Annotated in this window: 13 protein-coding genes and 1 pseudogene; 6 read left to right on the top strand and 8 right to left on the bottom strand. The window is 70.4% G+C overall.

The features are described from left to right. Positions 1-65: 65 nt before the first annotated feature. Positions 66-464 (top strand): SseB family protein, encoded by a 399-nt coding sequence (locus QQM39_RS43340; protein WP_302003061.1) that lies wholly within the window; start codon positions 66-68, stop codon positions 462-464. 60 nt (positions 465-524) lie between these two features. Here QQM39_RS43340 and QQM39_RS43345 read toward each other — a convergent pair whose 3' ends face one another. Continuing rightward, on the bottom strand, positions 525-974 hold the full coding sequence (locus QQM39_RS43345) for an FAD-linked oxidase C-terminal domain-containing protein (RefSeq protein ID WP_367669711.1): 450 nt from the start codon (positions 972-974) through the stop codon (positions 525-527). A 374-nt stretch (positions 975-1,348) separates the two neighbouring features. Between QQM39_RS43345 and QQM39_RS43350 the strand changes: the two genes are divergently transcribed. Further along, entirely contained in the window at positions 1,349-1,558 is a 210-nt protein-coding gene (locus QQM39_RS43350; RefSeq protein WP_302003062.1) for a LysR family transcriptional regulator, read from the top strand. 22 nt (positions 1,559-1,580) lie between these two features. Beyond that, positions 1,581-2,201: a LysR substrate-binding domain-containing protein gene (locus QQM39_RS43355; protein ID WP_302003063.1), complete on the top strand. Its 621-nt coding sequence runs from the start codon at positions 1,581-1,583 to the stop codon at positions 2,199-2,201. 288 nt (positions 2,202-2,489) lie between these two features. Here the strand turns inward: QQM39_RS43355 and QQM39_RS43360 are convergent, their stop codons facing one another. From QQM39_RS43360 to QQM39_RS43385, 6 genes are all read right to left on the bottom strand, one after another. After that, positions 2,490-2,879: a MarR family winged helix-turn-helix transcriptional regulator gene (locus tag QQM39_RS43360; protein ID WP_302003064.1), complete on the bottom strand. Its 390-nt coding sequence runs from the start codon at positions 2,877-2,879 to the stop codon at positions 2,490-2,492. Between the two features lie 91 nt (positions 2,880-2,970). After that, complete coding sequence (locus QQM39_RS43365; protein ID WP_302003065.1) at positions 2,971-3,321, bottom strand: VOC family protein; 351 nt, start codon at positions 3,319-3,321, stop codon at positions 2,971-2,973. A gap of 162 nt (positions 3,322-3,483) precedes the next feature. Continuing rightward, entirely contained in the window at positions 3,484-4,515 is a 1,032-nt protein-coding gene (locus tag QQM39_RS43370) for a LacI family DNA-binding transcriptional regulator (RefSeq protein ID WP_302003066.1), read from the bottom strand. Beyond that, positions 4,512-5,420, bottom strand: a complete 909-nt coding sequence (locus QQM39_RS43375) for a carbohydrate ABC transporter permease (RefSeq protein WP_302003067.1) — start codon at positions 5,418-5,420, stop codon at positions 4,512-4,514. The genes QQM39_RS43370 and QQM39_RS43375 overlap by 4 nt, the downstream gene beginning before the upstream one ends. After that, on the bottom strand, positions 5,417-6,340 hold the full coding sequence (locus tag QQM39_RS43380) for a carbohydrate ABC transporter permease (protein WP_302003068.1): 924 nt from the start codon (positions 6,338-6,340) through the stop codon (positions 5,417-5,419). Before QQM39_RS43380 ends, QQM39_RS43375 begins: the two co-directional genes overlap by 4 nt. Further along, positions 6,337-7,665 (bottom strand): extracellular solute-binding protein, encoded by a 1,329-nt coding sequence (locus QQM39_RS43385; RefSeq protein ID WP_302003069.1) that lies wholly within the window; start codon positions 7,663-7,665, stop codon positions 6,337-6,339. Before QQM39_RS43385 ends, QQM39_RS43380 begins: the two co-directional genes overlap by 4 nt. A 183-nt stretch (positions 7,666-7,848) precedes the next feature. On the opposite strand from QQM39_RS43385, the gene QQM39_RS43390 reads away from it, so the two are divergent. Further along, positions 7,849-9,870 carry a beta-galactosidase gene (locus tag QQM39_RS43390; RefSeq protein ID WP_302003070.1) on the top strand — a complete coding sequence of 674 codons (2,022 nt, stop codon included), beginning with the start codon at positions 7,849-7,851 and terminating at the stop codon, positions 9,868-9,870. 112 nt (positions 9,871-9,982) lie between these two features. After that, on the top strand, positions 9,983-11,551 hold the full coding sequence (locus QQM39_RS43395) for an arabinogalactan endo-1,4-beta-galactosidase (RefSeq protein ID WP_302003071.1): 1,569 nt from the start codon (positions 9,983-9,985) through the stop codon (positions 11,549-11,551). Positions 11,552-11,693: 142 nt separating this feature from the next. Here the strand turns inward: QQM39_RS43395 and QQM39_RS43400 are convergent, their stop codons facing one another. Then, the gene (locus tag QQM39_RS43400; RefSeq protein WP_302003924.1) at positions 11,694-12,470 is read right to left on the bottom strand and encodes a ribonuclease BN; all 777 of its coding nucleotides are present in this window, start codon (positions 12,468-12,470) and stop codon (positions 11,694-11,696) included. Between the two features lie 368 nt (positions 12,471-12,838). On the opposite strand from QQM39_RS43400, the pseudogene QQM39_RS43405 reads away from it, so the two are divergent. After that, positions 12,839-13,692 (top strand): annotated as a pseudogene (locus tag QQM39_RS43405) (SMP-30/gluconolactonase/LRE family protein). Positions 13,693-13,700: the final 8 nt, after the last annotated feature.

Below are 13,700 nucleotides of genomic sequence, written 5' to 3' on the forward strand. Positions count from 1 at the left end.
AATGCTCCGGTCCGGATCGGGTACGCGAGCAGGACCGCCCGACCGCCGCTACCAGGGGATCTGCCATGGAAACACCCGCGAACGACAACACCGCCACACCGGCCCGGCGGGCGCTGGACGCGCTGGCCGACAACACCGAGGACAGGGCGGCGATGGACACGCTCGCGAGCAGCGACGTCCTCGTCCCCGTCCCGGACGACGCGGAGCAGGACGCCACCGACCCCGGCGCCGTGGCGCTGCCGGTCATCGAGAGGGCGGGCGGCGAACCGGTCGTCCCCGTGTTCACCTCCGAGCCCGCGATGGCCGAACTGCTGCCCTTCGTCTCCCGCTACCGCCTGGTACCGCTGGGCGCACTCGCCTCGCAGTGGCCGGCCGACGACCTGGCCCTGACGATAGACGCCGGCTCCCCACACCCTCTGACGCTGACGTCGGAGGGCGTACGGACCCTGCTGGCGCGGCCGTAGCGCCGGACGACGACGCCAAGGGGATGAGCGGCACCGAAGCCGCTCATCCCCTTCGCGCGCTCACAGTGCCTTACCGGGATTGAGGATCCTCCGCGGATCGAACGCCTCCTTCAGCCGCCGCTGCACGGCATGGGCCGCGGGCCCGAGCTCCTCGGCCACCCACTGCCGCTTCAGCACACCCACTCCGTGCTCCCCGGTCAGCGTTCCGCCGAGCCGCAGCGTCGGCGCCAAGATCTCACCCGCGCCGCCTCCCACGCCGCGTCGGGCAGCCGCTCCAGGGACGGGTCGCACGACGATGGTCGGGTGCAGGTTCCCGTCGGCGGCGTGCGCGAGGGTGAAGACGGGGACGTCATGGCGTACGGAAATCGCCGAGATCTCCCGTACCGCCTCCGCGAGGCGGGGGCGCGGAACCGCGGTGTCCTCGATCAGCGGGCGCCCCAGCCGCTCCAGCGCCGGCAGGGCGAGCCGACGGGCGGTGAGCAGGGGCCTCCGCCTCCGCGGGATCCTCAGTGGTCTCTACGGTCGTCGCCAGTGGGCCCAGCAGCCACGCGACCACCGCGGCCTCCGCCGCCGCACCCGCGCCGTCGCACTGCACGACCAGCAGCGCCGCCCCCCCGCTCCCGCAGCGCCGGGTCGACGGCTCGCAGCTGGACGACGTGAGCGACTCGGACTACAGGGGGAGGCGGCTGGAAGTCAGCAACAGCGCGCGCTGCACGCCACGCCGAAGTCGATGACTCGGCGCTGCGTCAGAAGGGCAGCGGAAGCGGTCGCGTGCAGCATGCGCGCAGCATGACGCCAGGCGGCGGACCACGTCCAACGACGATTCCGCATCGAAACCGATCAGCGATCACGATCGATCGCCGTGCCGGGCTACTTGTCACGGCATGCCCCAACCCGTCCTCGACATCGTGGCCCTGCGCAGCCTGACCGCGATAGCCGACTGGGGTGGCTTCCACCGCGCCGCCCGGACGCTCTCCCTGAGCCAGTCCGCGGTCAGCCGGCACGTGCGCAAACTGGAGAAGACCCTGGGGCGGGCGGTCGTCGAACGCGAGGGCGGTGGGACCCGGTTCACCCCGCAGGGCGCCTGCTGCTGAACAGGCCCGGCGGATCCTCGCCGTGCACGACGAGGCCGTACGCGCACTGCTCGACGCCGAGGGCGACACCGTCACCGTCGGCTCCACCGAACACGCCGCCGACCAGTTCCTGCCCCGGCTGACCGCCGCGGTCCAGCGGGTGCGCCCCGGCTGCCGGGTGCGGTTCCGGATCGACCGCTCCGCCCGGCCCGTGGAGGCCGTGGAACGCGGCAGCGTCGATGTCGCGGTGTACGTCACCGAGGCCGCCGCCACCGAGGGCACGCCCGTCGGCGGTCTCCCGCTCACCTGGCACGCCGTCCCCGGCTGGGCGCCCCCGCCCGCACCGGTTCCGGTACCGCTGGTCGCCGTCGAGCGACCCTGCGCGATCCGCCGCCGGGCCATCGCCACCCTCGCCACGCACGGAGCGCCCGCCACGGTCGTCGGCGACGCCGGCTACCTCGCGGGCGTCCTCGACATCGCCCGCACCGGCCAGGGCGTGGCCCTGCTCGCGTCGGTCGGCACCGCCCCGGACGGACTCACCCCGTACGAGGGGCTGTCACCCGTCACTCCGATCCCCATGAGCGCCCTCGCCCGCCCCGGCGCGGACCCGGCGACGACCGAGGCCGCCTTCAGCGCCGTACGGGAACTGCTGCGTCAGGAATGACGGCCGCGGACGTGCCGGCGACCCCGACATCAACGCGCGAAGGTCGGCCGGACTTGCTCCCTGTCGCAGGGTGCTTCGGCCGTACGGAGAGGAGAGATCCCACCGGGAGGACTGGCCGTCCTGCTCGGCACCGCCGCCGCCCGTGACGGCAAGCTGCCCGCCCGCACCCCGGAATGCGCGGCCGGCTCCGGCAACGCCGCCGACTGGTCGCTGCTCAACACCTCGCCGGACATCCGCCGCCGGACATTCGCCGCCGGACATCCGCCGCCGGACATCCGCCGCCGGGCGTCAGTCGCCCAGCATCCGAGCCAGTACGTCGCGCTGCAGCGGCAGGACCTCGGCGTGCAGGTCGCGGCCCTTGCTGGTCAGTGCGACGAACACGCCGCGCCGGTCCTCCGCGCAGACGGAACGCTCGACCAGGCCGTCCTTCTCCAGCCGGCCGATGAGTCGCGACAGCGCGCTCTGGCTGAGATGGACCTGCCCGACGAGGTTCTGCACCCGGCACTGGTCGCCCTCCTCGGGCGTCGCCGACGCGAGCATGTCGAGCACCTCGAAGTCGCTCGCGCCCAGGCCGTGCGGGTGCAGCGCGCGGTCGATCTCGCACATGGTGCGCGCGTGCACCGACAGGATGTCCCGCCACCGTTCCTCAAGCCCTGCGTCGGCCGTCTTCGCTGCCATACCGGCACGGTAGCACCAAATCGGCCATTCGTTGACTGTGCAATTAGTGCACGCGCAAGGGCGGGCGGGTGGCTCGGCCGATGGCGGGCTCTCAGCCGGTCGGGTCCTGGATCAGCCCGACGAGATTGCCGTCCGCGTCCTTCACGGAGGCGATCAGCCTGCCGCCGCCGACGTCGTGGACGTCCTGGAGCGTCTCGGCGCCCGCGTCCAGCAGGGCCGCGAGGGTCGTCCTGATGTCGTCGACGTGCCAGTAGGGGACCGGGCCGGTCATGCCCTTCGCGTGCCCGTTGGGGTCGAGGCCGACGTCCTGCCCGGCGTCCTTGAAACCGACGTAGTAGGGCTCGTCCGCATACGGTTCCGTGCCCAGCAGTGCCCTGAACAGGGCCTTCGTCCCGTCGAGGTCCTTGACGGGGTAGATGATCGTGTTGACTCCGGCGGTCATGGCCTACTCCTGACGTGAAGGGTGCGCCGACGGTTTTCGTCGGTGGTTTCACGCTAGGGCGGGGAGCGGTGGGCGGCTTCTCGATTCCTGACCGGTCACACGCCGAGGGCGCGCCCACGGCTGGATCGCCGTGTGGCGCGCCCTCGAGGCCCGCTCACGCCGTTACGTCGACTCCCGCTTCACCAGCTCCGTCGGCAGGATCACCGCCGCCGGGTCCTCACCGCCGATCTGCGCGAGCAGCAAGCGCACCATCTCGGCGCTGATGCGGTCGTAGGGCTGGCGCACCGTCGTGAGGGCGGGGGTGGCCTCCGTCGCCGCGCTGGAGTCGTCGAAGCCGCCCACGGACACGTCCTCGGGCACCCGGCGGCCTGCCCGGTGGAGCGCCGTCAGGGCGCCCTGTGCCATCAGGTCGGAGGCCACGAACAAGGCGTCCATGTCCGGGGCCTGCGCCAGCAGCCGCTCGGTGCCCGCCTCGCCGCTGGCCCGGCTGTAGTCGCCGGAGACGATGAGCCGCTCGTCGATCTCGACGCCCGCTTCCCCGAGCACCTCCTTGTAGCCGGCGAGGCGATCGACACCGCCCGGGGTGTCCAGCGGGCCGCTCACCACGCCGATCCGGCGCCGACCCAGAGACAGCAGGTGGCGCACCATGTCACGGGCGCCGTCCCGGTCGTCCGCCGCCACGTAACTCACCTTGGAGCCGAGTCCCATGGGCTTGCCGCACTGGACGAGGGGCACCCCCGCCTCGCGCAGTTCGTCGGCCACCGGGTCCCCGGAGTGGCTGGACACCAGCAGCACCCCGTCGACGTGACCTGCCGTGATGTACCGCGTTATGCGCCGCCGTTCGTCCGGCGTGCCCGCCAGCATCAGCAGCAGCGGGATGTCATGCGCCGCGAGCGCCTGCGTGCATCCGCTGAGCAGGACGTTGAAGTTGGGGTCCTCGAAGAACCGCTCCTGCGGCTCGGTCAGCAGGAAGCCGATCGAGTCCGAGCGCCCCGTGATCAGCGAGCGCGCATGCCGGTTGACGACGTAACCCGTCTTGCGGATGGCCGCGTTGACCGCCTCCTGGGCGGTCGGGCTGACGTAGTGCCCGCCGTTGAGCACCCGCGAAACCGTGCCCCGTGAGACTCCGGCCTCGCGCGCCACGTCGTGGATCGTCGGCGGCTTGCGTCGGCCCCCCGTGTTGCTCATGGTCATGACTTTACGGCTCCGGAGAGCAGATCCAGGCTCCAGAACCGCTGGACGACCAGGAAGAGCGCCACCAGCGGAATGACCGCGAGGAACGCGCCGGTGATCACCAGCGTGTACAGCGCGGGCGTGTTGGCGCCCTGTTCGAGGAGCGTGAACAGGCCCAGCGTGATCGGGAATTTCTCGTCGTCGCTGAGCATGATGTACGGCAGCAGGAAGTTGTTCCAGATCGCCACGAACTGGAACAGGAACACCGTCACCATGCCGGGCACCATCATCGGCAGCGCGACCCGCGCGAAGATCCGCCATTCGCTCGCCCCGTCCATCCGGCCGGCCTCCACCACATCGGTGGGGACGGCGGCGGCCGCGTAGATCCGCGAGAGGTAGACGCCGTACGGCGAGAGGAGCTGCGGCAGCAGCACGCTCAGGTACGAGTCCGTGAGGTCGGCCTTCGCCAGCAGCAGGTACTGCGGAATGGCGAGGATGACCGGCGGCATCAGCACACCCGCCAGGAGCACGTTGAACAGCGTCTCGCGGCCGCGGAAGCGGTAGATCGCCAGCGCGTAGCCACCGAACGCCGAGACGACCGTCGACAGAAGGGCGCCGAGCCCGGCGTACAGGGCGGAGTTGCCCATCCACTGCCAGTACACGCCGTCGCGGTAGGCGCTCAGGTCCGAGATGTTGTCGGCGAAGCCGGTGCCCGGCACGAAAGTGAAGGTGGAGAACAGCTCACTGCCGGACTTGGTCGCCGCGATCACCACCCACGCCACGGGCAGCAGGCAGTAGAGCGCCCCGAGCAGCAGGGTGACCGTAGGGATCAGGGCGATTCGGCGGCGCAGCGGCGGGCGGCTCTGAGCGGCGCCGGGCGTGGCGCCCGCGGTCGTGTCGGCCTTGCCGACGGCAAGAGAACTCATCGTGCTGCCTCCTGCTTGTTACGACGGTTCGCGCCCCGCAGGAACCCGAAGGACAGCAGCAGTGTCGCCAGGGCGATGATCGTGGCCTGGGCGGCCGCCGCGTAGATGTCGCCCTTGCCGAAGGCGTCCTGGTACACCTTCATCAGCGGACTCCAGGTCGTGGACACGGAGTTGGTGAGCGGTTTGAGGGTCATCGGCTCGCTGAACACCTGGAGCGTGGCGATGATCGAGAAGAAGAAGGTCAGCACCAGCGAGGGCGCCACCATCGGGATCTTGATCCTCAGCGCGACCTGGAGCGGCGTGGCGCCGTCCAGCTTGGCCGCCTCGTACACCTCGGCCGGGATCGCCTGCAGCGAGGTGTAGATGACGATCATGTTGAAGCCGGTGCCGCCCCAGACCGCGATGTTCGACAGGGCGAGGTAGAGCGGGCCGCCGTCCAGCAGGTCGGGCTGCGGCATGCCCAGCTTGTCGAGCACGTAGTAGAAGGGGCTGACGTCCGGCAGGTACAGGAAGCCCCACAGCAGCGCGGCCACGACGCCGGGGATGGCGTACGGCAGGAAGATCGCGAGCCGGGTGAAGGGCGCGAGCCGCACCTTGTCGGAGTCGAGCATCAGCGCGAACAGCAGGGCCAGGCCCAGCATCACCGGCACCACGATGCAGCCGTAGCCGAGCACGCGCAGCGCGCCGTCGACCAGCTCGCTGTCGGTGAGGGCGTCCGTGTAGTTCTCCACACCGGCCCAGACCTCCTTGCGGGCGCCGGAGCCGAGCCCGAGCCCGGAGACCTTCACCTTGTGGAAGCTGAGCCAGATCGCGTAGCCGATGGGCAGCGCGAAGAAGAGCAGGAAGAGGACGGTTGCGGGGAGAAGGAAGGCGTACGGGGCCCCCTTCACCCCGTACGCCCTCCGGCTTGTGCTGGTCACTCGGAGACCTCGAAGCCCTGCTTCTTGAGGTCGGCGACCGTGTCGTCCTGCATGGCCTTCAGGGCGGCAGCGAAGTCCGACTTGTTCTTGGCGGCCTTGCCGAAGGCGTCCTTGAAGGTCGTGTAGGCGACGTTCACGTTCGGGCCCCAGGCCGACGGCGCCGTCGTCTCGGCGATCTCGGCGGCCTTCGTGTAGAAGTCGGGCTGGTTGGAGAAGTAGTCCGGCGGCGTGGTGAAGGCGCCGCTGAGCTGGGCGGAGGTGGAGGCCGGGTAGATCCCGCTCTCCTTGGCCAGCGCGTTGAGCGCGTCGCCGTCGGTGTTCAGCCAGGCGGCGAACTTCGCGGCGGCGGCCTTGTGCTCGGAGTCCGTGGTGACGGCGGTGGAGGAGCCGCCCCAGCTGCCGGTCACGTTCTCCGACTGCGACCACTGCGGGAGCGGGGCCATGGCCCACTTGCCCTTGGTGTCGGGCGCGGCCGTGGTCAGCGTGCCCGGGGCCCACACGGCGCTGACCCAGGCGATCTGCTTGCCGGTGTTGAGCGCCTTGTTCCAGGCCGGGGTGTACATGGGCTGGTTGTCGATGGCGCCCTCCTCGACGAGGTCGCCCCAGAACTTGGCGACCTTCTGGGAGGCGGCGTCGTCGATGCCGACCTTCCACTTGTCACCGGAGGTCGTCCACCACTTGGCGCCGGCCTGCTGGGCCAGGCCCGCGAAGAGACCGGAGTCGTTGGCGGAGAAGGTGGTGAGGTCCGTGTCGGGGGACTTCTTCTTCAGCGCGCGGGCGGTCTCGGCGAACTGCTCCCACGTGGTCGGGACCGTCAGGCCGTACTTCTTGAAGAGGTCCTGGCGGTAGTAGAACATCATCGGCCCGATGTCCTGCGGGACCGCGTAGACCGCGTCCGTGCCCAGCGTGGTCTGCTGCCACACACCCTCGGCGAACTTGTCCTTCGCGTCGCCGACCTCGCTCGCGATGTCCGCGACCGCGTCATTGCTGACCAGTGTCGGCAGTGCCTGGTACTCGGCCTGGACCAGGTCCGGGGCCTTGCCCGCCTTGTGCGCGGTGAGGATCTTGGTGACCAGCGTGTCGCCGGACGCCTGCTTCTTCACCGTGACCGTGATCTGGTCCTTCTTGCCCTGGCCCTTGTTCCACAGGTCGACGACCTTGTCCATGCCGGGCGTCCAGGTCCAGTACGTCAGCGAGACCGGCCCCGAGGAGTCCTCCCCGGCTTCTTCGGAGCCGCAGGCGGCGAGGGCGGTGGCGCCGAGGGCGGCGGCGACACAGCTGGCCGCAGTTCTGAAAACGAGTCGCCGACGCTTCGTGATGGGCATGGATCTCTCCCCTGACCTGGGGCCCCAGCCTGCTGCGAGGGCCCGCCATGCTTCTGTGAGCGTTCACAGTAGAGAAACATCCTGGACACTTGTCAATGGTTGTTGCTGTGCGGTTATGTTGGGCTCGCACCGCCGATCCGGTGTGTGCACGTTCCCAAATGATCGATAAAACGGGAGAGATCCATGCCGGAGACCACCCCCAGGGGCCTCACCAGGCTCGCCTTCGGTGGGGACTACAACCCCGAGCAGTGGCCGGAAAGCGTCTGGCAGGAGGACGTCCGGCTGATGCGGGAGGCCGGCGTCACGATGGTGAGTGTCGGGATCTTCTCCTGGGCCCTGCTGGAGCCCGTACCCGGGGCGTACGACTTCGGCTGGCTGGACCGCCTCTTCGGCCTGCTGTACGAGAACGGCATCCGCGTCGACCTGGGCACCCCCACCGTCTGCCCGCCGGTGTGGTTCTACCGCGCCCACCCCGACGCCCTGCCCGTGACGGCGGAGGGCGTGCGCTACGAGTTCGGCTCCCGCGCCGCCATCTGCCACAGCAACGCCGACTACCGCGCGGCCGCCGCGAGCATCACCACCCAGCTCGCCGAGCGCTACGGCGACCACCCGGCGCTCGCGATGTGGCATGTGCACAACGAGTACGGCGTCCCCGTCTCGGCCTGCTACTGCGACTCCTGCGCCGCGCACTTCCGCCGCTGGCTGGCGGCCACGTACGAGACGGTCGACGGGGTCAACGAGGCCTGGGGCACCGCCTTCTGGGGCCAGCGCTACGCCGACTTCGAGCAGATCAACCCGCCGCGCGCGACGCCCACGGCCGTCAACCCGGCCCAGGCGCTGGACTACAAGCGGTTCGCCGACGCCACCATGCGCGAGAACTTCGTCATGGAGCGGGACATCCTGCACCGTCTCTCACCCGGCGTCCCCGTCACGACCAACTTCATGACGGCCCTCAGTCAGTGCGACTCCGTCGACTACTGGGCCTGGGGCCGTGAGGTCGACCTCGTCACCAACGACCACTACCTGATCACCGACGGCCGCCGCACCCACGTCAACCTCGCGATGGCCGCCGATCTCACCCGCTCGGTGGCCGGGGGAGCACCCTGGATCCTCCTGGAGCACTCCACCTCCGGCGTCAACTGGCAGGCCCGCAACCCCGCCAAGGCCCCCGGCCAGATGGCCCGCAACTCTCTCGCCCATGTGGCACGCGGCTCCGAGGGCGCGATGTTCTTCCAGTGGCGGCAGTCCCGGCGCGGCGCCGAGAAGTTCCACTCGGCGATGCTCCCGCACGGCGGCACGGACACACGCGTGTGGCGCGAGGTCGTCGAACTCGGTGCCGCCCTCGACTCATTGAGCTCAGTCCGCGGCACCCGCACACAGGCAGACGTCGCGATGCTGTGGGACTGGCACTCCTGGTGGGCGCAGAACCTCGACTGGCGTCCCAGCGAGGACCACGACCCGCGCGAGCGCGCCGACGCCTTCTACGAGGTCCTCTACGACCGCCACCTCACGGTCGACTTCGCCCACCCGGAAGCCGACTTGTCGGCCTATCCCCTTGTCGTCGTACCCGCGCTGTACCTGATGACGGAGACGGCCGGCCGCAATCTGCGCCGGTACGTCGAGAACGGCGGCACCCTCGTCGTGTCGTACTTCTCCGGCATCGTCGACGAGCACGACGCCGTGCACGAGGGCGCCTACCCCGGCCCGCTGCGGGACGTCCTCGGGCTGACGATCGAGGAGTTCTCGCCACTGCTCCCGGACCAGCTGGTGCGCATCACCGGCCCGGACGGCTCCGAGCTCAGCGGCGACGTGTGGACCGAGTTCGTCGTCCCGCGCGGCGCCGAGACCGTCTGGACGTACGCCGACGGCCTGACCGCCGGTCACCCGGCCGTCACCCGGCACCGCCTCGGAGAGGGCACCGCCTGGTACGTCTCCACCCGCCTGGGCGCCGAGGGCCTCGACGCGCTGCTGGGCTGGGCGATCGAGGACGCGCAGGTCGCCCCGCGTGTCGACCTGCCCCGCGACGTCGAGGTCGTGCGCCGCGCCGGCGAGTCGGGCAGCTACCTGTTCGCCGTCAACCACACCGCGTCGGACGCCAAGGTGCCGCTGGAGGCACCCGGTACCGAGCTGCTGACCGGTGAACGTGCCGCGGGCCGCCTCGAGGTCCCCGCGGGAGCCGTCCGGGTCGTACGACTCGACGGCTGAGCCGAACTCCCCTCCGCCCGCGCGCGCCACGAGCCGCGGGTGAAGGGGCTCCTCACCCTCCAGGTGAGGGACACCCCCGATCCCACTTACGTCGAAGGGACGACGGACGAAGATGTTCCATCCCAGACGCACCCTCCGGGTCCTGCTGCTGCCGCTCGCAGCCGGCCTCGCCCTCACCGCCCTGCCCGCGCAGACCGCCTCGGCGGCCAGCACGCTCACCAACGGCGGCTTCGAGTCCGACGGCACCGGCACGGCCACCCCGGCCGGTTGGTCCACGTACTCGGCGGCCGGCCAGAACTCCGCCTCCTTCACCGAGGCCGGCGGCCACGGCGGGAGTTACCGCCTGAGCCACTGGTCGTCATCGGCGTACAAGGTGGAGACGTACCAGTACCTGTCCGGGCTGACCAACGGGAACTACAGGCTCACCGCGTGGGTCCGCTCCGGCGGCGGCCAGAACTCGGCGTACATAGCGCTGAAGAACTGCGGCGGCACGGAACAGCGCACCGACCTGCCGGTCTCGGCGAGCGGGTGGATCCGTATCGTCGTGCCGGTCAATGTGACCAACAACCAGTGCACCATCAGCATCAACAGTGACGCGAACGCGGGCAACTGGATCAATGTTGACGACCTGACCTTCGCGTCCGGCACGGGCGGCACGTCGATCCATGGTGCCGACATATCCTCGCTCGCCAAGAGCGAGGCCAAGGGCGGCGTCTACAAGACCAGTTCCGGCACCACCGGCGACGCGATCACCATCCTGAAGAACGCCGGAATGAACTACGCGCGCCTGAAGGTCTGGGTCAACCCGGCCGACGGCTACAACAACAAGACGCGCGTCCTCGCCATGGCCAAGCGGATCAAGGCGTCCGGCATGAAGCTGCTGGTCGACTTCCACTACTCGGACATCTGGGCCGACCCGGGAGCCCAGAGCAAGCCGGCCGCCTGGGCGGGGCACTCGTACAGTCAACTCAGGACCGACGTGTACAACCACACGTACGACGTGTTGAACGCGTTGAAGGCTCAAGGCACCACCGCCGACATGGTCCAGGTGGGCAATGAGATCAACGGCGGCATGCTGTGGAACGAGGGCTCCACGAGCAACTGGTCGCAGCTCGCCGGCCTGCTCAACTCGGGCTACGACGCGGTCAAGGCGGTCAACTCGTCCACCACGGTCGCCCTGCACCTCGCCAAGGGCGGCGACCTGTCCGGCACCCGCTCGTGGTTCGACAGCGCGGTCGCGAACGGCGTGAAGTTCGACGCGATCGGCCTGTCCTACTACGGCTACTGGCACGGCTCGCTCTACGACTTCCAGACGACGCTGGACGACGCGGCCTCCCGCTACGGCAAGCCCGTCTTCGTCGCCGAGACGGCCTACCCGTTCCGGCTGGACAGCGAGGACGCGCACGAGGAGATCATCAACACCACCGGTGAGCTGGTCTCCGGCTACCCGGCGAACACGGCCGGGCAGCGCCGCTGGATGAACGATGTGGCCAGCATCGTGGAGGCCGTCCCGAACGGCCGTGGCCTCGGCGTCTTCTACTGGGAGGCGACCTGGACCGCCGTCTCCGGCAACGGCTGGGACCCGACCGACGCCTCGTCCGGTAACGGCTGGGAGAACCAGGCCCTGTTCGGCTACGACGACACCGCGCTCTCGTCGATGGCGTGGTTCAGCCACCGCTGAGTTCCGTGACTCCGTGACAAAGGGGCCCGGCCGCACCCATGCGGCCGGGCCCCGACGCGTCAGGCGCCGAACCGCCTTATGCATGGCCCTCCGGTACCGGAACAAGGGTCCAGGCGTCCCGGACACGGCTGCGGCCGTACGTCTACTCGGGCCCACCAGGCTGCGTATGGTCCGCGGAACGGTCGGCCGTCGACCCTCGCCGACGGCGCCGCCGCTTCGGGGCCGTGCGGGCCGGCTGGTCGAAGTCCTCGAACCGCTCGCACAGCAGCCTGCCCACCAGCGCACCGCCGTAGACCACGAACCCCACACCGACCAGCCAGGACTCCACCACCAGGACGGTCCCGACCGGGCCGTAGCTGATCGCGTTGGTGACGAGCAGCGGGGTGAACACCAGGTACGAGAACAAGCGCAACCCCACCAGCCCCGCCATGGTGGCGATCGCACCGGGCAGCAGGTCACGCCAGCGCACCTCACCGCTGAGCAGGAAGTGCGGCCCCCACCAGAAGAACAGCACGCCGACCGCCATGCTCAGCAGGATGCGGGGGGTGCCCTGCAGCACGGTGCGGGTCTGCACCTGCGCGTACACGTACGCCATGAGCATGATCAGCCAGACGGTCTGCCGCCACACCCGGTGCCAGGGCCCCGCGGGCAGCCGCCAGATCCGCTCGTAGCCGTTCTGGACGCTGGCGGCGAAGGACACACCGAACACGGCGAGCAGCGCCACGCTCAGCGCGCTGGTCGTGCTGACCACCTTGCGTGGCGGGGTGAAGACCTGCGAGAGGGCGCGGGCCGACCGGCCGGACAGGTCCATGCCGTCCACCAGCCACAGGGCGAATCCGCCCTGTGCCAGGGGATCCACGGCCGCCACCACGATCAGCAGCGGAGCCAGCGTGACCAGGGCGAGCGCGGCGAAACCCATGGCGCGGTGCAACAGCTCCAGCTCCTTGCCACGCCGGTAGAGCTCCGTGAGTTCCAGCCGGTGCCATGCCGTGTGCAGCCAGGAGTGCCGGACGTTCAACGCGACCGCCGTAGGTCACGGGCCCCTCTACCGGGGCGGCGTTCCGCGCGCCACCGGGGCGGACGTGACATACGACCACCCTCTCTCGCCCGTTGTGCGCGCCTGACCGAGTGGCCAGGGGACGTACCCCGTAAACCGTGGCATACAGGACGCGGCACGGGGCGGATGACACGGCGCCGCCCGGTTACCCGGGCGCCCTTCGTCGTGACGCCCGCACCAGGGTTCCTGCCTGCCAGGATGGACCGTCCGACACCGAAGGGAACGCCTCCATGGACCGTCCCACCGGGCTCGTCCCGCGCCGGTACGTGGCGATCGGCGGCCGTGGCCCGGAGGATGTGGTCGCCGACGACCGGGGCCGGGTGCTGACCGGCGTCGAGGACGGCCGCATCCTGCGCGTCGACGGCGCCGTGCGCGTCCTGGCGGACTCGGTGGCGGGGGAGCGGCTGCGGTTCTGCAGCAACGTGGTCGCCCTGTCCGACGGAAGCGTCTGCTTCACCGTATCCAGCCGCCGCTACCCCGTTGACCTGGGGGTCCCCCACTCCGTTTCAGGCAGTGGGGGAGGATCGGCGACCTCGTTCGAGCACACCGGAACAGGCCGCCTGCTGCGCCGCGCCCCGGCAGCAAGACCCCCGAGGCGCTGCTGGAGGGGCTGCAGTTCGCCAACGGGCTCGCTTCGAGTGCCGACGAATCCTTCCTGGTCGTCGCAGAGACCGGGGCCTGCCGACTCACCCGCTACTGGCTCACCGGACCCCGCTCCGGACACGGCGAACCCTTCGCCGAGGACCTGCCGGGCATGCCCGACAACCTCTGGCGCGGCACACCGGACGGCCCGATCTGGGTGGCGCCGGCCGGCCCGCGCGTACCTCCGCTGGACCTGCTCCACCGCGCCGCCCCGGCCGTACGCCGTACCGCCGCCCGCGTCGCCGTGCACGCCCCCTTCCACCCCACGGGCACGACCGGCGTGCTCGCGGTCGACGACACCGGCCGGGTCGTCCACCACCTGGCCCGCCGCCACTCCCGGTTCCGCACGGTCACCAGCGTGTGCGAGACCGGCGGCCGGCTGATCCTGGGCAGCCTCTGGGAGCGGGGCGTCGCGGTCTGCGAGGCGCCCGTCCCGAAATGAGCCCGGCG

It is taken from the genome of Streptomyces sp. DT2A-34 (assembly GCF_030499515.1).
Taxonomy (GTDB): Bacteria; Actinomycetota; Actinomycetes; order Streptomycetales; family Streptomycetaceae; genus Streptomyces.